Here is a 19,310-nt window from a genome sequence, read left to right on the forward strand (position 1 = left end):
ACGATCTTAAAAAACAGAAAGCAGCCAAAAGTTACTAAGTAGAACGGATGTGGAAGACAATGGAAAATGGAAAGTTGTCTGAAGAAAAGGTTTTTAAAGATCCCGTTCACCGATATATACATGTGCGTGATAAAATCATTTGGGATCTCATTGGGACGAAAGAATTCCAACGATTAAGAAGAATACGCCAGCTGGGGACAACGTATTTAACATTTCACGGGGCTGAGCACAGCAGGTTTAATCACTCACTAGGAGTGTATGAAATTGTTCGCCGAATAGTGGATGATGTGTTCAATGGGAGACCTGAATGGGATGATGAAGAAAGGCTTTTATGCCTTTGTGCCGCTTTGTTGCATGATTTAGGTCATGGTCCATTCTCCCATTCCTTTGAAAAAGTATTCCACCTTGACCATGAGGATTACACCCAAGCCATTATTCTGGGAGATACAGAGGTTAACAAGGTGTTAACATCAGTAGAAGTTGATTTTCCGAAGAAGGTAGCAGAGGTTATTGCCAAAACCTATGAAAATAAACAGGTTGTAAGTTTAATATCTAGTCAGATTGATGCTGATCGTATGGATTATCTGCAGCGTGACGCCTACTATACAGGTGTTAGCTACGGTCACTTTGATATGGAACGGATTTTAAGAGTGATGCGTCCGCGAGAAGAGCAGGTTGTCATAAAGAGCAGTGGTATGCACGCGGTTGAGGATTATATTATGAGCCGTTATCAAATGTATTGGCAGGTTTATTTTCACCCGGTCACACGAAGTGCCGAAGTGATTTTAACGAAAATTCTTCACCGTGCAAAACAGCTGCATCAAGAGTTTTATTCCTTCAAACATGATCCTGTTCATTTTTATTCTTTATTTGAAGAAGAGCTGTCACTTCAGGACTATTTAAAACTGGATGAGTCTGTTATTATGTTTTATTTTCAGGCATGGCAGGAGGAAGAAGATCCAATCCTGCGTGACTTATGTACCCGCTTTATGAATCGCCAGCTTTTTAAATATGTGGAATTTAACCCGAATGTACAGATGAAGACATTGATGGAATTAACATCATTGTTTAAAAAGGCGGGAATTGATCCGAATTACTATCTGGTTGTTGATTCTTCCTCAGATCTTCCATATGATTTTTATCGTCCTGGTGAAGAAGAGGAAAGACTGCCGATCCATCTATTAAAGTCGAATGGAGATTTGCGCGAATTGTCACGGGAATCAGAGATTGTCGATGCGATTTCTGGGAAAAGAAGAACAGATCATAAATTGTATTTTCCATTGGACTTAATTGAGGATTTTTCAACAAAGCGTACGGCGAAAAAGAAAATACTTGAATTATTAAATATAAAGAAATAGTGCTCTTAAGTTAGGAGATGACGGGGAATTGATGAAAGAACATGCGAAGCTGATGAAGGTGATCTCATCAGCAGGGGAAATCATTGGCCGGAAAAAATTGCAAAAAATGATTTATATCGCAAAGAAAATTGATTTACCTTTCTATGAAAAATACAATTTTCACTTTTTTGGACCATACTCTGAAGAACTTACATTGCGTATCGAAGAGCTTTGTAACTTAGGGTTTATTGATGAGGTCCATGAAAAAAAGGGTGGATATTTTCAATATCGTTATACTTTAACAGAAGCAGGAAATGAATTTCTTGGCCATTATGATGTGGACATGCCCCCATTAAAGAACTGCATGCTGGATTTGAATGAGCAAAGCTCCAGATTTTTAGAATTAGTTTCAACCGTATTATATTTTGACGGACTTAGCAGAGAAGAAGTAAAAGAAAAGGTGTTTACGTTAAAAAGTAAGCAGCGTTACACAGAAGATGAAATTGCTGAGGCATATGATTATATTGAAAAAATTAAACAAGTCGCCCAAAACGAAACCGCCAATCATTAATCTGGCGGTTTTTTACGTCTTTGTCAGTATCCATTAGTCGAAATTACCCCCTAATCATGGTAAGCTAAGAATGAGTACATTTATAACAGAGGAGCCAGTGATGAATGAATTTAGCCAATTTTTAGCCTTTCCGTTAGAAATGATTCCATATGTGGTCATTACGCTAATGATTGCTTTTACATTACATGAGTTTGCACATGCCTATGTAGCTTATAAGTTTGGGGATCCAACTGCAAAAAGACAAGGAAGATTAACGCTTTCTCCGTTAGCACATTTGGATCCATTTGGAACAATCTTAATTTTTATTGCAGGGTTTGGTTGGGCAAAACCTGTCCCGGTAAACCGATTTCATTTTAAGCGGCCCCGATTAGCCGGAGTCTTAGTTTCTGTTGCCGGACCGCTAAGTAACTTTTTCTTAGCCTTCTTAGGAACTGCAATTTGGTATATACTATTAGCGACAAACGCAGTGACATATCTGCCAGCACAATATGTAACAGGACTTGAGCAGTTTTTTAATATTTTTGTGTCACTTAATGTGATTTTGTTTATTTTTAACTTACTTCCATTTCCACCGCTGGATGGATATCGGATTATTGAGGATTTGGTTCCGGCACATATTCGGCCAAAACTCGTTCAATTTGAGAGTTATGGAATTATTATTTTCTTAGTTTTAGTTATAACACCACTGGATGCCTATACGATTCAACCTATTTTTGAGATTGGCCGGGCAATTGTTATGAATATTTTTCATTTATTGCTTAGCCCATTATTATGATGTCTTACATATGAGGAGGTCCATGATATGGAACAAGAAAAAAGGAAAAAAAGCATTGGGTTTAATATAATAAAAAGCGATCCAACAGATGGCCATGGCGGTTTCGGTGTGGGTGCCCTTAGTTTGGATAATGTGTCCCCGGTTTTCATTGATATCGAAGAAGGAGAGGCCTTCGTTGATATCGGTGCCATGCATGCGAGAAGTGTCGTGGAAAAAGGGATTAAATTTTTAAAAACAAAAGAAGAGGTTCCAAACGGAAAACCATATTGGTTAGTTTGGGTCACCATTGACCGTAAAGAAGATGGTCCTTACTATGCAGGAGTAACCGCATGTGAACTTACAGTTGACCGCTCAATAAGAAGGGGTTACAAATCACTGCCTGAACATGTAAACCGCATGGATAAATCAATGAAACGTCATATTATCGTTGATCATATGGACGATCGTTCAAAAGAGATTTTAACCCACTTCTTAAAACATCACGATAAAAAAATGTGGGAACATTCCGAGCAAAAATTAAAAGACGATTTAAAAGTCTAGAATGTAAATTTGTCGAAAGTGTGAAGTTTTCGTGAACAAATTGGTAAAATCTTGTGGTTTTTCATGAAAATTAGTAGACTGAATATACAGTTTATAAAACTAGGACACAAAAACCCCCGGGCATATTAGTTGCCCGGGGGTTTTTGATTTGCTGCTGAGATTTTATTTTCGATTCTGGGAATTTATCTACGATTTTGAAGATTTATCAACGATTATAAAGATTTATTTTCGATTCTGAGAATATATCAACGATTTGTCAATTTTCGACAAAAACCGATCCGTCCACATTCTCAACTTCAATCCCACCATTTAAACTTATCTAGCCAGCTTTCTTTTTCCTTCTGATCTGAGGACTGCTCCGCTTCCGAAGCTTCACCGTCACTCATATGTTCCTCACAATACTCAGTCGGCTCAGTACCTTCAATAAAATACGTAAGACGCTTTGTTGGGCAGCCTTTTGTGGCGAGCTTTCCGCTGGCAGGATTAATATAAACCCCGACAACTCCATCCGGTGGGCGAAAAGCTTTTACAGATTGATCATCTAATGCTTCCTCCATAAAGGTGGACCATATTTCCTTTGCATATCCGCGTTCTTGAACAAGGTTGATCGTTTTTCCTTTGTCATACCCTGTCCAAACACCAACGGCAAGTTGCGGGGCAAATCCAATCATCCAGCTGTCTGATGAGGTTGTACCTGATTTGCCTGCATAGTCCCGGGTGAGGGAGTCAGCAATGCTGTGACCTGTAACAGATGTATAATCATTTAATGTAGTATCAAACATTCCTTTCATCATATGTGTCGTGACGAAAGCTGCTTGTTCGCTCAATACTTGCTCTTTTGCCTGTTTCGATTCATAGATGACATTTCCAGCAGTGTCTTCAATTTTAGTCACGAAAGTAGGTTCAACTTTTTTTCCGCCATTACCCAGCATTCCGTACGCATTGACCATGTCAATCAAACGGACAGGTGATGTGCCTAATGCAGCTGAAGGATTTTTCTTTATGCCTGTACTTAATCCAAGGAGTTTCCCTGTTTTGATAAGCTCCTCCATCCCGATAAACATATGTGTTTTCACGGCATAAATATTGTCAGACAAAGCGATGGCCTGGAGCATTGTGATAAAGTCGTTCGCATAATAGTCGTTATAATTACTCGGCTTATAAGACGCTTTTCCATTATCATAGGTAAATGAAGTTGGTTCACTTTTCATCTCGGTAGATGGTGTAAAGCCGTTCATAATCGCAGAGTAGTAAAGAAAAGGCTTAATCGTTGAACCCGGCTGCCTTTTTGCCTGAGTAGCACGATTGAAAGGACTTTCCTCATAATTTCGTCCACCGATTAATGCCCGAACATGACCGGTCTTAGGATCCATCGCAACAATACCTGTTTGAATGTCAGAGGACTCATCAATCGTTTCTTCAACCATTTCTTCAGCAAGCTTTTGCATGTCTGCATCCAATGTTGTATAGATTTTTAACCCTTTTGTTTGGATAGCTTGTGCGTCGATGCCTAACTTGTCGGATATCTCACTTAACATTGCATCCTGGAAATATGGGGCTAATCTTGGTTGAATAGTGTCTGTTTTCTTTTTATATACAAGCTCTGCTGTAAGTGCTGATTGGAATTGCTTTTCCGTAATATACCCTTCATTTTTCATCATTTTTAAAATGATTTCTTGTCTTTGTTTTGCTTTTTCCCTGTTTGCGTAAGGGGAATAGAGGGTTGGTCCCTTTGGAATGCCGGCAAGCATGGCAGCTTCAGCAAGGGTTAAGTCACTTGAGCTTTTTCCAAAGTAATAATTAGCTGCTGCTTCAATTCCATAAACACCATGTCCGTAATAAATGGTGTTTAAATAGCCTTCTAAAATCCGGTCCTTGCTGTAGTTTTGCTCCAACCGAATGGTATATAAGGCTTCATTTGCTTTACGCTGCCATGTTTTTTCATGCTCTAAAAATAAATTTCGTGCGTATTGCTGGGTTATCGTACTGGCACCCTGTACCTTTGCCATAGCTTTTAAGTCGGCTAATGCAGCACCTGCAATTCGTTTATAATCAAATCCATCATGTTGATAAAAACTTCGATCTTCTATTGCGATGGTTGCTTCACGGACATGTGGGGAAATATGATCAATATCAACCCAGTACCGTTTTTGACCATTATGCAATTCACCTATTTTTGACCCATCACTTGCATAAATGAGAGTTGATTGTGGAACTGATAAAGAAGGAGGTCCCAGCCACTTTGCATATAACACAATACTTAAAATAATCGTTGAAAAAAGAACTAAACATAATAAACTAATAAAAATAAGTGCTCGTACTGTTTTTAGGGTGATGCGTAAACGCCTAGGTGTCATCACATCCATGAAGCTCACCTCCTATTTTCGTCATAAAAGACATACTGTTAGCCATTATGAGTTTTTTATCAGAATTTTAAACATTTTAAACAAAAGTCATAGATTTTTTTCTCATTTTCTGCTATAAGGGACAAGGGGACAGGTTCCGTGTCCCATAATGAACGGGACAGGGGACCTGTCCCTCTGTTCCAGTTTTGAAAGGATGATTTTAATGAGTGAGTTATGGTATACAGAGAAACAAACAAAAAGTTTTGGGATTACGTTAAAAGTTAAGCAAACGTTACATACAGAACAAACTGATTTTCAATACTTAGAAATGGTGGAAACAGAAGAGTTTGGAAACATGTTGTTCCTTGATGGTATGGTGATGACATCACAGAAGGACGAATTCGTTTATCACGAGATGGTGGCACATGTGCCGTTATTTACACACCCAAACCCTGAGAATGTTCTAGTAGTTGGCGGCGGTGACGGTGGAGTTATTCGTGAAGTGTTAAAACACCCACAAGTGAAGAAAGCGACACTTGTTGATATTGATGGAAAGGTTATTGAGTACTCAAAAAAATACCTTCCTGAAATTGCAGGAAAGCTAGACGACCCACGTGTTGAAGTAAAAGTAGGCGACGGCTTCATGCATATCGCTGAAAGTGAAAATGAATATGATGTAATCATGGTTGATTCAACAGAACCAATGGGACCTGCAGTAAACCTATTCACTAAAGGCTTTTATGCTGGTATCTCCAAAGCATTAAAAGAAGATGGTGTTTTCGTTGCCCAAACGGACAACCCTTGGTTTACACCGGAATTAATTACAAATGTTCAACGTGATGTGAAGGAAATTTTCCCGATCACACGCCTATACACAGCGAACATTCCAACATATCCAAGTGGCCTTTGGACATTCACAATCGGTTCAAAAAAATACGATCCATTAGAAGTAAGTGAAGACCGTTTCCATGAAATTGAAACAAAATACTACACAAAAGAATTACACAAAGCTTGTTTTGTATTACCTAAGTTTGTAAGTGATTTAATTAAATAAATTAGAAATAAAAAAGTGAGAGAGGGGAAAATCTCTCACTTTTTGAATGGAGGAAATCATCTATGAAATTTGATGAAGCTTATTCAGGTAATGTATTTATTAAAAGCCACCCTAACTATGAAGAAAGCGAAGCTGTTATCTACGGTATGCCGATGGATTGGACGGTAAGCTATCGCCCGGGTTCCCGTTTCGGCCCTGCACGTATTCGTGAAGTATCAATTGGTCTTGAAGAATACAGCCCATACTTAGATCGTGAATTAGAAGAAGTAAAATACTTTGATGCAGGAGATATTCCATTGCCATTTGGAAACCCGCAGCGAAGCATTGACATGATTGAGGAATATATTGATCAGCTGCTGGCAGATGATAAATATCCATTAGGGATGGGCGGAGAGCACCTTGTATCATGGCCTGTTATGAAAGCTATGTACAAAAAATACCCTGATCTTGCGATTATTCACTTTGATGCTCATACAGACCTTCGTGATGACTATGAAGGTGAGCCACTGTCCCACTCAACACCAATTAAAAAGATAGCGAATTTAATTGGACCAACGAATGTATATTCTTTCGGAATCCGCTCAGGAATGAAGGAAGAATTCCAATGGGCAAAAGAAGTGGGCATGCACATCTCAAAATTTGAAGTGCTGGAGCCATTAAAAGAAGTGCTGCCAAAGCTGGCAGGACGACCTGTCTACCTAACGATTGATATCGACGTTCTTGATCCGGCCCACGCCCCGGGAACAGGTACAGTGGACGCTGGTGGTATTACTTCAAAAGAGCTTCTAGCGTCTATTCATGAAATCGCAAAATCAGATATACGTGTTGTGGGGTCTGACTTGGTAGAAGTTGCGCCAATTTATGATCACTCTGAACAAACAGCGAACACAGCAAGTAAAATAATCAGAGAAATGATTTTAGGCTTAGTTCAGAAAAAATAGCAGGTTTGGAAGTCTGGTACTTGATGTATCAGGCTTTTTTTATTGAAAAAATTGTAACAATACAGATATATATGTAAAAAAACACACTTTAGAAAAACTTTGTCAACATGATGTTTTAACCAAAATAATGGGTGGTTTTCCAACTATTAGGACATTTGGAGAAAGTTCCGCTTCTGCTAGTAAATCGATAAAAACATTGATAGATTACGAGGCTTAAGTCAATCCACATAAGACCAACCGCCTATAATGGTATCCAACTGTTAAAATTATCCTCAAATATGACAAAAAAACACATGTTACGATATCCCCGTCAGCACATGAGTTGATAAGGAGGATGACTATACATGAAGAAAAAAATCATTTTATCAGTTGTAGCAGGTGCGGCTCTATTAATGGCAAATCCACTTGCACAAAAAGCAGATGCTGCTTCAAACACAACACAAGCAAAAGTCTATTACTATCAATCAGGTAATCTCGACCAAGAACAAATCAATGAATTAATTAAAAAATATTTCAGCAACTATCAGAAATCTACTACTCAAAAAGAAGTAGAAGCACCTAAAGAAGAACAAACACAAACTGAGCAGCAGCCAGCAACTGAACAACCTGCAACACAGCAGCCTGCTCAACAGCAACCAGCACAAACTGAAGAAACAAAGGAACAAGCTAGCTATCAATTAAGTCAGTATGAGCAGCAAGTCGTTGATTTAACAAACCAAGAACGTGCTAAGCAAGGACTTCCTGCTTTAAAAGTAGATCTTGAATTAAGCAAAGTAGCACGTGAGAAATCACTAGATATGCAAAAAAACAATTACTTTTCACATACAAGTCCAACATATGGTTCACCATTTGATATGATGAAAAAGTTTGGTATTTCATATAAAGCAGCAGGCGAAAACATCGCCAAAGGTCAACGCACTCCACAAGAAGTCGTTAACGCATGGATGAACAGCTCAGGCCACCGCCAAAACATCCTAAGCTCAAACTTCACTCACATCGGAGTAGGCTACGTAGCAGAAGGTAACTACTGGACTCAACAATTTATAGGGAAATAATAATAGAACGCGGCTAACCCTTTGATAGGGTTAGCCGCTTTTTGCCGTAATTGGGACAGGGGGACAGGTACCGTGTCCCGTCATAAACTGGAAAATCGGGACAAGGAACCTGTCCCTCCGTCCCAAACACCTCTTGCGCAGTTGCATTTGGTTCTTTATACTATTAAAGTTAAAGGAAATGATGGAAAGGGAGTGTCGACATGTCAGAAAGCACGCCTATTCAAATCCATGTTTTATCTGAAATTCGCAAAGAGCATGAACAAGATAAAGAAACAATTGAAATGAACACTGCAGGTGAGCAATTTCTAAAGGGGAACACCGTTTACCTGCGATATGATGAAGAGCATGAACTTGGATCTGTCAAAACAACAGTGAAAATCACACCTGAAGAAGTCATGGTCATGAGATCAGGAGCTGTTACAATGAAACAGCGGTTCATTCAAGGGCAAAAAACGATGACAGATTATGCGACACCATTTGGTAAGCTTCAGCTTGAAATCAACACAAACTCATTAACAATAGATAAAACAGAGCTTGAAGATAGGCTCGTTATTTTATATGATTTGCAAATAGACGAAAATGAGAAACATGTACATAAACTGATGATCACATACAAGGAGGATAAAAAATGAACATCGTTGAGCAAGTAAAAGAACGGTTAAAAGAAGAAATTAAAGCGGCAGTCATAAAAGCCGGTTTAGCAGAAGAAGCACAGATTCCTGAAGTATTATTAGAGCTTCCTAAGGAAAAAGCACATGGAGATTACGCGACAAACATGGCAATGCAGCTTGCACGTGTCGCAAAGAAAGCTCCGCGTATGATCGCAGAGGATATTGTGGCCAATTTTGATAAGCAAAAAGGCTCTATTGATAAAATTGAAATCGCAGGTCCTGGTTTTATTAACTTTTATATGAATAACAGCTATTTAACAGATTTGATTCCATCCATTCTAAAAGCTGGCACAAGCTATGGTGAAACAAATATTGGTAACAATGAAAAAGTACAAGTTGAGTTCGTTTCGGCAAACCCGACAGGTGACCTTCACCTAGGTCATGCACGTGGAGCGGCTGTTGGTGATTCATTATGTAATGTGTTAGCGAAAGCAGGATATGATGTATCACGTGAATATTACATTAATGATGCGGGTAATCAAATCAATAACCTGGCTTTATCTGTAGAAGCACGTTATTTCCAAGCACTTGGTAAAGACAATGAAATGCCTGAGGACGGCTATCATGGCGAAGATATCATTGGTATCGGGAAAAAGCTTGCCGAAGAGCACGGCGATAAATTTGTTGAGCAATCAAGTGATGAGCGTTTAGCATTTTTTAGAGAGTACGGTTTAAAATACGAAATGGCCAAACTTAAAGAAGACCTGGAAGAGTTCCGGGTACCTTTTGACGTATGGTATTCAGAAACATCTCTTTACCATAACGGAAAAATTGACAATGCACTTTCCGCATTAAAAGAAAAAGGCCATATCTATGAAGAAGAGGGAGCAACATGGTTCCGTTCCACAACGTTCGGTGATGACAAGGACCGTGTATTAATTAAAAACGACGGCTCTTACACATATTTAACACCAGATATCGCGTATCACAAGGACAAGCTTGACCGCGGCTTCACAAAGCTGATTAATGTATGGGGTGCAGACCACCATGGTTATATCCCACGTATGAAAGCAGCCATTGAAGCGTTAGGCTTTGGCAAAGATACACTTGAAGTGGAAATCATTCAACTTGTTCACTTATACAAAAACGGTGAGAAGATGAAAATGAGCAAACGTACCGGAAAAGCTGTCACAATGAGAGACTTAATCGAAGAAGTTGGTCTTGATGCAGTACGTTATTTCTTTGCGATGAGAAGTGCGGACACACATATGGACTTTGACCTTGATTTAGCTGTTTCTAAATCAAACGAAAACCCGGTTTACTACGCACAATATGCTCATGCACGTATTTGCAGTATGCTGCGCCAAGGTGAAGAACAAGGACTCTCATATGAAGAGAATCTAAAACTAGATGAAATCACATCTGAAAAAGAATTCGACTTATTGAAAAAGCTTGGAGAATTCCCGCAAGCTGTCACAGAAGCTGCGCAAAAACGAATTCCACACCGTATTACAAATTATATTTATGACTTAGCATCCACACTACACAGCTTCTACAACGCTGAAAAAGTGTTGGATCCAGAAAATACAGAAAAAAGCCGAGCAAGACTTGGGCTAATGAAGGCAACACAAGTAACGCTGCAAAATGCGTTAACAATCATTGGAGTATCTGCTCCGGAAAAAATGTAAAAGGAAAACTCAGATGCTGTGTTGTGGCATCTGAGTTTTGTTTTGCTCGAAATGAGTCGAAATTTGTCTAATCGCAAATAAATTTTTAAAATCGCAAATAAAATATGAGAATCGCAAATAAATCTACAAAATCGCAAATAAAATTCCAGAATCGCAAATAAGTAGCCACAACCATCATTTCACGTACAAGCTACCACTGAATCGTAGCCCCACCAATCCGTTTTACCCCGCGAATCCTCGAGATATCCTCACAAAGCTTAAGTGCTGCTTTATCTTTTTGCTTCGCTTCAATCATGAAATCCACATCAACATTCATTTCTTTTAATACCTTCAATAAAGGCATTAAAAAATCAGCGTCTACATAATCAGCATGACTTCGAAATTCCTTCTCAGACTTAGGGGAAGAAACATGAATTTTAGGGTGAAGACCAACCCAATCCCATGTTGGGAAGATCTTAGGCAGCATCTCTTCCATATTTTCATCCTCTTCTTTATTCGCCATAAAATGGTGGTAATCAAAGAGAAGCGGGATTTGCTCCTTCTGGCAAATAGCCAATGTTTCTGAGGTTGTGTAGGTTTTGTCGTCATTTTCGAGTGTCATTCTCTTTTTGATATGTCCAGGCAAGCTTTTTATATTTTGATGGAAGCGCTCTGTTGCTTTTTGTTTGTCACCATAAGCCCCACCAACATGGATGTTAATAATGGCTTCATCAGCAAGACCCATCGCGTCCAGAACATCATAATGATAAGACATGTCGCAAACAGCATTTTCAGTAATATGCTTTTTATCACTCGTAAATAGAGTAAATTGGTTTGGATGAAAGCTTACACGCAACTTGTATTTTTTCACCAGTGCCCCAATTTCCAAAAGAAGTTCCTTAAATGGTGTCCGATAATCCCAAAGCACCTCAGGATGTGTCGCTAGTGGAACAATGGATGAGGATAAGCGGTAAACCCATATTTCGTGGGCAATATTATAGTGGAGCATCCGCAGTGTATGTTCCAGGTTCTGCTTTGTAACGTATAAAAGCTGATCATGCCGCTCCTCTACGTCGAGTTTTTTCCAACGAGTAAACGTTAAGGATTTAGCAGGGGAGCAGTCCCAAAGGGAAAGAGCATGTGATACATATCCAAATCGAATAATCATTGGACTCCTCCTTTGCTGATTTTTCTATAAAAAATGAGCTACTAGTGTAGCAAACGCCTCTTTTATCCGCTGAAAAACCGGTCGTTTTTGATACTTCTCATATGTTAATAGTTGTGAGCGACGAAAATCTGTGTAAACAAACTGTTTGATCTCTCCAATTAACTTTTTATCGTAAATTAAACAGTTCATTTCATCATTTAAAAAAAAGCTGCGTTTATCAAAGTTTGCTGTCCCGATATCACAAAAATGGTCATCAATCATAATCATCTTGGCATGATAAAATCCATGGAAAAATTGATGAATTTCACATCCTGCTAAGAGAAGGGGGCGGAAGTATGGATAAGATGCTTCCTTCACTAACGGATGATCTTTATTCATGGGTACTGTAATCTTAACCTTTACCCCTCTTGATAAAGCAGCTAACAATTCATTGAGTATTTTTTCCCGGGAATAAAATAGGGAGAACATATGATGATTTCATATTTTGCGTCTTGGATAAATGAGATAAAATGTTTTTCCAGGTTTTCGCCATAGGTTGAAATAAACATGTGGGTGCTTTTACCTGCAACCTGTTCTGGAAAATACTGTGTTTCCTTCAGGTCATTTTCACCGGTTGAATCAAACCAATCGGTCAAAAATTGTGTCTGTAAATCTGTCACACCTTCACCGGTTAATTTGAGATGGAAGTCTCTCCAAAATCCAAGCTTTGGATCTTGTCCAATGTATTCCTTGCCGATATTAAAACCGCCTAAATAGCCGATCATGCCATCTATAACGGTGATTTTCCGATGATTTCGAGCTTGGAGTGTGTAAAAAAGAAACGGAAGCTTTGGCTTATGAGAATAAACGACCTTTACACCTTTTTCTTTTAAAAGGGTCATTTTCTTTTTTGTTAATTTAGAGCTGCCAACATAATCAATAAGAAGCCTGACTTCAACACCTTGACTGGCCTTTTCACCTAAAAGAGACAGGAATTCATGGCTAATCTGATCATTTTTTATGATAAAGAATAGCACGTGAACACTTTTCCGGCTATTTTTAATGTGCTCAAACAAGTCCTTGTATAAAGAATCACCATCGGTGAATAAGGTAATATCACTTTTTCTAGGTGGATATTGTGTATATTTAGACTTAAGAAGATGACTTTTTCGTCCAAGGTGGTAATCGACAATACACCAACAAATAATCGCCACTATGATAAAGCTCAAGATGAAAAAAAGTTCCAACCAGCATACCTCCTAGCAGCATTCCTGCACCATTTCATAATAGGTTTTGCGCAACTTCACATTTTTATGTACACGGCATATTTCCTATAGAAAAGAATACATTGTACAAAGAAACAAAAGGTATTGACTGAATGCTCATTCATTTATTATGATAGGAGTATAATGAAGTGTTAATGGTAGGGTGAAATTTTGTACTTAGTTTTAGTGTCTAGCTCCAGCGCCTAGCCCCGAAGCATAGGACGTGCAAGTGCAGTCTTTGCGACAGGACGTCGCGTTCTTAGGCTGCCTCTAAGGTCTAGTCACAAATGAATTGAAGACAAAGAACGTCTTCTATTCATTTGCGTCTTATTTGCCTGAGGCTGACCAATGCGCTTACGCTTTTCATTTGGGAAAAGAAATAGACCGCAACAAATGGGAGATTGGGGGAAACAAAAGTGGATGCATTATTATGGATTAATTTTGTAGCATTTTTAATTGTAACCGCTTACGCAATTCATCTTTTTGTTTATTTAATCCGTACGAGGATGGCGTACATTAAGCTTGGAAAAAAGGTTGAATTCGATGGGAAAGTGAAGGAGCGGCTTGAAAAAATATGGGTGAATGTATTTGGTCAAAAAAAGCTGTTAAAGGATAAAAAGAGCGGCATTATCCATGTGATGTTTTTCTATGGTTTTATTCTTGTTCAATTCGGGGCGATTGATTTCATTATCAAGGGACTTATCCCGGGAGCCCATCTCCCGCTTGGCCCTCTGTACCCGGCTTTCACATTTTTCCAGGAGATTGTCACATTTATGATTTTAGTGGCAGTTGTCTGGGCATTTCATCGCCGCTATGTTGAAAAGCTTGTACGATTAAAAAGAGGCTTTAAATCAGGGCTTGTTTTACTTTTTATCGGCGGCCTTATGCTTTCGGTGTTAATGGGAAATGGAATGGGACTCATTTGGCATGGTCATGATCTGACATGGTCTGAGCCGCTCGCCTCTTCTTTTGCCTATATTCTGGGCTTTGTAGGGGAAACCGGATCGATCGTTATTTTCTATATCGCATGGTGGGTTCACTTACTGTTTTTATTAACGTTTTTAGTCTATGTACCTCAATCAAAGCATGCACACTTAATTGCAGGGCCGGCAAATGTGTATTTTAATCGTACAACAAACCCGGGGAAGCTTGAAAAAATCGATTTTGAAGATGAAACACAGGAAACCTTTGGGGTCGGAAAAATTGAGGAATTCACACAACCGCAATTAATCGATTTATATGCCTGTGTAGAATGTGGACGCTGTACAAATATGTGCCCGGCAACAGGAACAGGAAAAATGCTCTCACCTATGGACTTAATTATTAAGCTTAGAGATCATTTAACCTTTACAGGTGCGGCTGTGACGCAAAAGCAACCATGGGTACCGGCCGTTGCCTTTAATAACACAAAAGGGAATCAGATTGCGATGATGGCCGCGAGCTCCGGTGCACAGGAATCGGCTGCTGCAACAACCGGCTACCACGCGTCCTTAATCGGGGATGTCATTACAGAAGAAGAGATCTGGGCGTGTACAACATGTCGTAATTGTGAAGATCAATGTCCTGTAATGAATGAGCATGTTGATAAAATCATTGATATGCGCCGCTATCTTGTGCTAACAGAAGGAAAAATGGATGCAGATGCACAGCGCGCCATGACGAATATAGAACGACAAGGAAATCCGTGGGGGCTTAACCGTAAGGAAAAAGAAACATGGCGTGAAGCTCGTCCTGATGTGATCGTTCCTACAGTGAAAGAATTGAGCAAAGCCGGAGAAGAGTTTGAATACTTATTCTGGGTTGGCTCAATGGGATCTTATGATAATCGCAGCCAAAAGATTGCCCTATCATTCGCCAAGTTATTAAATGAAGCAGGTGTGAAGTTTGCGATTCTTGGCAACAAAGAAAAAAACTCCGGAGACACACCGCGCCGCTTAGGAAATGAATTTTTATTTCAAGAACTTGCAACAAAAAACATTGATGAATTTGTGAAAAATAATGTGAAAAAAATCGTTACGATTGATCCGCATGCTTACAATATTTTTAAAAATGAATACCCGGATTTTGGTCTAGAAGCTGAAGTTTATCATCATACCGAATTACTTGCTGAGTTAGTGGCATCAGGAAAGTTAAAACCTACACTTCCAGTTAACGAGACGATTACCTTCCATGATTCCTGTTATTTAGGAAGATACAATGAAGTGTATGATGCACCTAGAAATATTTTAAAAGCACTACCTGGTGTTAAGCTTGTTGAAATGGAACGAAATCGAGAAAAGGGCATGTGCTGTGGTGCAGGAGGGGGCTTAATGTGGACGGAGGAAGATACAGGAAGCCGCATAAATGTTGCAAGAACAGAGCAGGCTTTGGCAGTTAACCCGTCTGTTATCAGTTCAGGATGTCCGTACTGTTTAACAATGTTAAGTGATGGGACGAAGGCGAAGGAAGTGGAAGAAGCTGTGAGTACCTATGATGTAGCAGAACTATTAGAGAAGTCGATTTTTGGCGAACGAAATGAGCAAGTTTCATAGACATTTTCAAAGATTGATAAGCTAAAATAAAAGGAGGGGGCATACCCCTCTTTGACTTGTACTACCAGAAAGTATATACATTTTAAGAAAAATATAGGTTTTTTCCATTAGGACTTGGCGACAAGCCAAGTTTTTCTAAAACGGAAATTGAGCGAGCGTTCAGTCGAATTTGTAAGCGTTTACCAACAGCTAAGGGGAGATTATATATGGTCAAAACAGTCATTTTAAGTGGAGTGAGAACACCGATCGGAAAATTTGGTGGAGCATTGTCAACATTAACAGCCGCAGAACTGGGCGGAATTGCAATAAAAGAAGCACTATCAAGAGCAAAGGTTCAAGCTGAAGATGTACAAGAAGTGATTTTAGGAAATGTCCTGCAAGGCGGGCAGGGACAAATTCCTTCACGGCAAGCCGCACGCGCTGCAGACTTACCTTGGAATGTGAAAACAGAAACCGTGAATAAAGTGTGTGCATCTGGTTTAAGAAGTGTCACAATGGCTGACCAAATCATTCGTGCCGGTGATGAAGAAGTGATTGTCGCAGGAGGGATGGAGTCAATGAGCAATGCGCCTTATATCATGCCAAAGGCAAGATGGGGCTTAAGAATGGGTGATCATCCGGTGAAGGATTTAATGATTCATGACGGATTAACATGTAGCTTTACCGGCGTCCATATGGGAACATATGGAAACAGCATCTCCAAGGAGCTCGAGATTACGAGAGAACAGCAGGATAATTGGGCATTACGAAGTCATAAGCGGGCAGTTGCTGCCCAAGAGTCAGGGGTACTGGCAGAAGAAATCATTCCTGTATCAGTTCCGCAACGAAAGGGAGATCCAATCATCGTGGACAAAGATGAAGTACCGCGAAAGGACACATCAATCGAACGTTTAGCTAAGTTGTCTCCTGTTTTTGACCATGACGGAACCATTACAGCCGGAAATGCCCCGGGGATAAATGATGGAGCAGCTGCTCTAGTTCTTATGAGTGATGAAAAGGCTCAAAAAGAAGGCAGAAAACCTCTCGCAACCATTTTAGCTCATACAGCCATCGCAGGTGAGGCAGGAGATTTTCCGAAAACACCTGGACTTGTCATAAATGAACTATTAAGGAAAACAGGGAAATCCGTTGAAGAGATTGACTTGTTTGAAATCAATGAAGCTTTTGCAACCGTGGCGTTGGCGGCAAACCAACTGGCAAATCTTGATCCTGAAAAGGTCAATGTAAATGGTGGAGCAGTAGCGCTCGGACATCCGATCGGAGCGAGCGGAGCGAGAATTCTTATTACTCTTATCCACGAATTAAAGCGAAAAGGCGGTGGAATTGGGATTGCAGCAATCTGCTCAGGTGGCGGTCAAGGTGATGCGATTATGATTGAAGTTTAATAGAGATTGATCAAGTCAAATCAAGGAGGGTTTTGATGACAATTCAAACAATTATGGTGATCGGCGCAGGGCAAATGGGTTCAGGGATCGCACAAGTTTGTGCAATGGCAGGGTTTGAGGTTATTCTTCATGATTTAAATGAGGAAATCGTCCATAAAGGTGTCAACTCTATTAAAAATCAGCTTCAAAAACAGGTGGAGAAGAAAAAGCTAACAAACAGTGAAAAAGAAGAAATCACTCAAAGACTCAACGTTTCCTCTACTCTTGATCATGTGAAGCAAGCGGATCTAATTATTGAAGCAATCATCGAAAAAATGGAAGTCAAAACAAGTCTATTTGAAAAACTGGATCAGTTGGCGAGTGAAAAGACGATTTTAGCAACAAACACCTCATCATTGCCGATCACAGAAATCGCTGCCGCAACAACCAGACCTGATCGTGTCATTGGCATGCACTTTATGAATCCTGTTCCGGTCATGAAGCTGGTCGAAATCATTCGGGGATTAGCAACATCAGATGAGGTGTATGCGCAAATTGAAGCCATTACAAGGAACCTTAATAAAACACCTGTTGAAGTCCAGGACTTCCCGGGATTTGTGTCAAATCGGATTTTAATGCCAATGATTAATGAGGCCATTTTTACGGTATATGAAGGTGTAGCAGAGCCGGAAGCAGTTGATGAAGTCATGAAGCTTGGCATGAATCATCCAATGGGACCACTAACCCTTGCTGACTTTATTGGCTTAGATACGTGCCTTTATATTATGGAGACCCTTCACGAGGGCTTCGGTGATGATAAGTACCGACCATGTCCATTACTGAGAAAATACGTAAAAGCAGGGTGGCTCGGTCGAAAATCAGGCAGAGGCTTTTATCAGTATTCGTAAAACATCTGATATGACCAAAGGGGTGGGCATCTATGAATGTAGCGTTAACAGATGAACAAATGATGTTACGAAAAATGGTACGTGATTTTGCAAAAACAGAGGTAGAGCCGTTTGTTGAGCAAATGGAAAAAGGGGTATTTCCCAGAGCAATCCTCAACAAAATGGCGGAATTGGGACTGATGGGAATCCCGGTTCCAAGCAAATATGATGGAGCCGATCTGGATTTCACCTCCTATATGATGGTTATTCATGAACTGGCAAAGGTAAGTGCGACATTGGCAGTTATTTTATCTGTTCATACATCGGTTGGAACGTATCCGATTTTGTCGTTTGGCACGGAAACGCAAAAAGAAAAGTACGTAAAAAAGCTGGCACGAGGGGAGCATTTAGGAGCCTTTTGTTTAACAGAACCGGGCTCAGGATCTGATGCGGCAAGCATGAAAACAAAAGCCGTCAAAAAGGATCAATTTTATGTGCTGAATGGATCAAAGATGTTCATTACAAATGGCGGGGAAGCAGACACCTATATCGTGTTTGCCAGAACAGGCTCTGATGCAGCAAGTACCAGCATTTCTGCGTTTATTATTGAAAAAGATACACACGGTTTGATTATCGGTAAGGATGAACACAAGATGGGCTTGAATGGATCAAGAACGGTCCAGCTTATCTTTGAAGATGCACAGGTTCCAATTGAAAACCTTCTTGGACATGAAGGGGAAGGTTTTAAGATTGCGATGGCAAATCTTGATGGCGGTCGAATCGGCATCGCCGCACAGGCATTGGGCATTGCAGAAGCCGCACTTGAAAAAGCAGTTCAATATGCCGGGGAGAGAAGGCAATTTGGCAAACCGATTTCTGCTCAACAGGGTATTTCTTTTAAGCTTGCAGACATGGCAACAAATGTGGAGGCAGCGAAACTATTAGTCTATCAGGCAGCATGGCTTAAGGACCAGAACATGCCTTGTGGAAAACAGGCTGCAATGGCCAAATTGTTCGCTTCCAAAACGGCAATGGACGTAACAACAGAGGCAATACAGGTGTTTGGAGGCTACGGCTATACAAAGGATTACCCTGTAGAACGGTATTTCCGTGATGCTAAAGTATGTGAAATCTATGAAGGCACAAGTGAAATCCAACGAATCGTCATCAGTAAACATCTATTAAAAGAACGATAAATTAAGCGGTAACAAAGGGGAGAG

Annotated in this window: 15 protein-coding genes and 1 pseudogene; 13 read left to right on the forward strand and 3 right to left on the reverse strand. The window is 39.9% G+C overall.

From position 1 onward, the window contains the following. Window positions 1-59 precede the first annotated feature (59 nt). The 4 genes from AC0L8O_RS23555 (at window position 60) to AC0L8O_RS23570 (ending at window position 3,223) form a co-directional block, all read left to right on the forward strand. Window positions 60-1,358, forward strand: a complete 1,299-nt coding sequence (locus AC0L8O_RS23555; protein WP_473445699.1) for an HD domain-containing protein — start codon at window positions 60-62, stop codon at window positions 1,356-1,358. 28 nt (window positions 1,359-1,386) lie between these two features. Beyond that, window positions 1,387-1,908: a YwgA family protein gene (locus AC0L8O_RS23560; protein WP_026563056.1), complete on the forward strand. Its 522-nt coding sequence runs from the start codon at window positions 1,387-1,389 to the stop codon at window positions 1,906-1,908. 100 nt (window positions 1,909-2,008) lie between these two features. Then, a complete protein-coding gene (locus tag AC0L8O_RS23565) occupies window positions 2,009-2,683 on the forward strand; it encodes a site-2 protease family protein (protein ID WP_473445702.1) in 675 nt (224 codons plus the stop codon). A 27-nt stretch (window positions 2,684-2,710) separates the two neighbouring features. After that, the gene (locus tag AC0L8O_RS23570; protein ID WP_473445704.1) at window positions 2,711-3,223 is read left to right on the forward strand and encodes a YwhD family protein; all 513 of its coding nucleotides are present in this window, start codon (window positions 2,711-2,713) and stop codon (window positions 3,221-3,223) included. 296 nt (window positions 3,224-3,519) lie between these two features. Here the strand turns inward: AC0L8O_RS23570 and AC0L8O_RS23575 are convergent, their stop codons facing one another. After that, complete coding sequence (locus tag AC0L8O_RS23575; protein WP_473445706.1) at window positions 3,520-5,589, reverse strand: transglycosylase domain-containing protein; 2,070 nt, start codon at window positions 5,587-5,589, stop codon at window positions 3,520-3,522. A 202-nt stretch (window positions 5,590-5,791) separates the two neighbouring features. Here AC0L8O_RS23575 and speE point away from each other — a divergent pair, with 202 nt between their 5' ends. The 5 genes from speE (at window position 5,792) to argS (ending at window position 10,917) form a co-directional block, all read left to right on the forward strand. Continuing rightward, window positions 5,792-6,622 (forward strand): spermidine synthase, encoded by an 831-nt coding sequence (gene speE / locus AC0L8O_RS23580; protein WP_026563060.1) that lies wholly within the window; start codon window positions 5,792-5,794, stop codon window positions 6,620-6,622. A 62-nt stretch (window positions 6,623-6,684) separates the two neighbouring features. Further along, complete coding sequence (gene speB, locus AC0L8O_RS23585; protein WP_473445708.1) at window positions 6,685-7,563, forward strand: agmatinase; 879 nt, start codon at window positions 6,685-6,687, stop codon at window positions 7,561-7,563. A 344-nt stretch (window positions 7,564-7,907) separates the two neighbouring features. Continuing rightward, the gene (locus tag AC0L8O_RS23590; protein ID WP_473445710.1) at window positions 7,908-8,618 is read left to right on the forward strand and encodes a CAP domain-containing protein; all 711 of its coding nucleotides are present in this window, start codon (window positions 7,908-7,910) and stop codon (window positions 8,616-8,618) included. A 200-nt stretch (window positions 8,619-8,818) separates the two neighbouring features. Further along, window positions 8,819-9,250, forward strand: coding sequence for a YwiB family protein (locus tag AC0L8O_RS23595; RefSeq protein WP_473445712.1), 432 nt, complete (start codon window positions 8,819-8,821; stop codon window positions 9,248-9,250). Further along, window positions 9,247-10,917, forward strand: coding sequence for an arginine--tRNA ligase (gene argS, locus AC0L8O_RS23600; RefSeq protein WP_473445714.1), 1,671 nt, complete (start codon window positions 9,247-9,249; stop codon window positions 10,915-10,917). The genes AC0L8O_RS23595 and argS overlap by 4 nt, the downstream gene beginning before the upstream one ends. A gap of 190 nt (window positions 10,918-11,107) precedes the next feature. On the opposite strand, the gene uvsE is transcribed toward argS, so the two are convergent. Then, complete coding sequence (uvsE, locus tag AC0L8O_RS23605; RefSeq protein ID WP_473445715.1) at window positions 11,108-12,064, reverse strand: UV DNA damage repair endonuclease UvsE; 957 nt, start codon at window positions 12,062-12,064, stop codon at window positions 11,108-11,110. Between the two features lie 24 nt (window positions 12,065-12,088). Continuing rightward, window positions 12,089-13,290, reverse strand: a pseudogene (cls, locus tag AC0L8O_RS23610) (cardiolipin synthase). A gap of 434 nt (window positions 13,291-13,724) precedes the next feature. Between cls and AC0L8O_RS23615 the strand changes: the two are divergent. The 4 genes from AC0L8O_RS23615 (at window position 13,725) to AC0L8O_RS23630 (ending at window position 19,286) form a co-directional block, all read left to right on the forward strand. Continuing rightward, complete coding sequence (locus AC0L8O_RS23615; RefSeq protein WP_473445716.1) at window positions 13,725-15,839, forward strand: (Fe-S)-binding protein; 2,115 nt, start codon at window positions 13,725-13,727, stop codon at window positions 15,837-15,839. Window positions 15,840-16,045: 206 nt separating this feature from the next. Continuing rightward, a complete protein-coding gene (locus AC0L8O_RS23620) occupies window positions 16,046-17,224 on the forward strand; it encodes an acetyl-CoA C-acetyltransferase (RefSeq protein WP_473445718.1) in 1,179 nt (392 codons plus the stop codon). Between the two features lie 35 nt (window positions 17,225-17,259). Continuing rightward, window positions 17,260-18,111, forward strand: a complete 852-nt coding sequence (locus tag AC0L8O_RS23625) for a 3-hydroxybutyryl-CoA dehydrogenase (RefSeq protein WP_473445720.1) — start codon at window positions 17,260-17,262, stop codon at window positions 18,109-18,111. Window positions 18,112-18,143: 32 nt separating this feature from the next. Beyond that, window positions 18,144-19,286 carry an acyl-CoA dehydrogenase gene (locus AC0L8O_RS23630; protein ID WP_473445722.1) on the forward strand — a complete coding sequence of 381 codons (1,143 nt, stop codon included), beginning with the start codon at window positions 18,144-18,146 and terminating at the stop codon, window positions 19,284-19,286. Window positions 19,287-19,310 lie beyond the last annotated feature (24 nt).

This window comes from Metabacillus sp. KJ11-3, from assembly GCF_055808295.1.

Excerpts from the sequence above, each read along its gene's own strand:
- AC0L8O_RS23555 (WP_473445699.1), top strand. The coding sequence starts at position 60 with ATGGAAAATGGAAAGTTGTCTGAAGAAAAGGTTTTTAAAGATCCCGTT.
- AC0L8O_RS23565 (WP_473445702.1), top strand. The coding sequence starts at position 2,009 with ATGAATGAATTTAGCCAATTTTTAGCCTTTCCGTTAGAAATGATTCCA.
- AC0L8O_RS23570 (WP_473445704.1), top strand. The coding sequence starts at position 2,711 with ATGGAACAAGAAAAAAGGAAAAAAAGCATTGGGTTTAATATAATAAAA.
- AC0L8O_RS23575 (WP_473445706.1), bottom strand. The coding sequence starts at position 5,589 with ATGGATGTGATGACACCTAGGCGTTTACGCATCACCCTAAAAACAGTA.
- speE (WP_026563060.1), top strand. The coding sequence starts at position 5,792 with ATGAGTGAGTTATGGTATACAGAGAAACAAACAAAAAGTTTTGGGATT.
- speB (WP_473445708.1), top strand. The coding sequence starts at position 6,685 with ATGAAATTTGATGAAGCTTATTCAGGTAATGTATTTATTAAAAGCCAC.
- AC0L8O_RS23590 (WP_473445710.1), top strand. The coding sequence starts at position 7,908 with ATGAAGAAAAAAATCATTTTATCAGTTGTAGCAGGTGCGGCTCTATTA.
- AC0L8O_RS23595 (WP_473445712.1), top strand. The coding sequence starts at position 8,819 with ATGTCAGAAAGCACGCCTATTCAAATCCATGTTTTATCTGAAATTCGC.
- argS (WP_473445714.1), top strand. The coding sequence starts at position 9,247 with ATGAACATCGTTGAGCAAGTAAAAGAACGGTTAAAAGAAGAAATTAAA.
- uvsE (WP_473445715.1), bottom strand. The coding sequence starts at position 12,064 with ATGATTATTCGATTTGGATATGTATCACATGCTCTTTCCCTTTGGGAC.
- AC0L8O_RS23620 (WP_473445718.1), top strand. The coding sequence starts at position 16,046 with ATGGTCAAAACAGTCATTTTAAGTGGAGTGAGAACACCGATCGGAAAA.
- AC0L8O_RS23625 (WP_473445720.1), top strand. The coding sequence starts at position 17,260 with ATGACAATTCAAACAATTATGGTGATCGGCGCAGGGCAAATGGGTTCA.
- AC0L8O_RS23630 (WP_473445722.1), top strand. The coding sequence starts at position 18,144 with ATGAATGTAGCGTTAACAGATGAACAAATGATGTTACGAAAAATGGTA.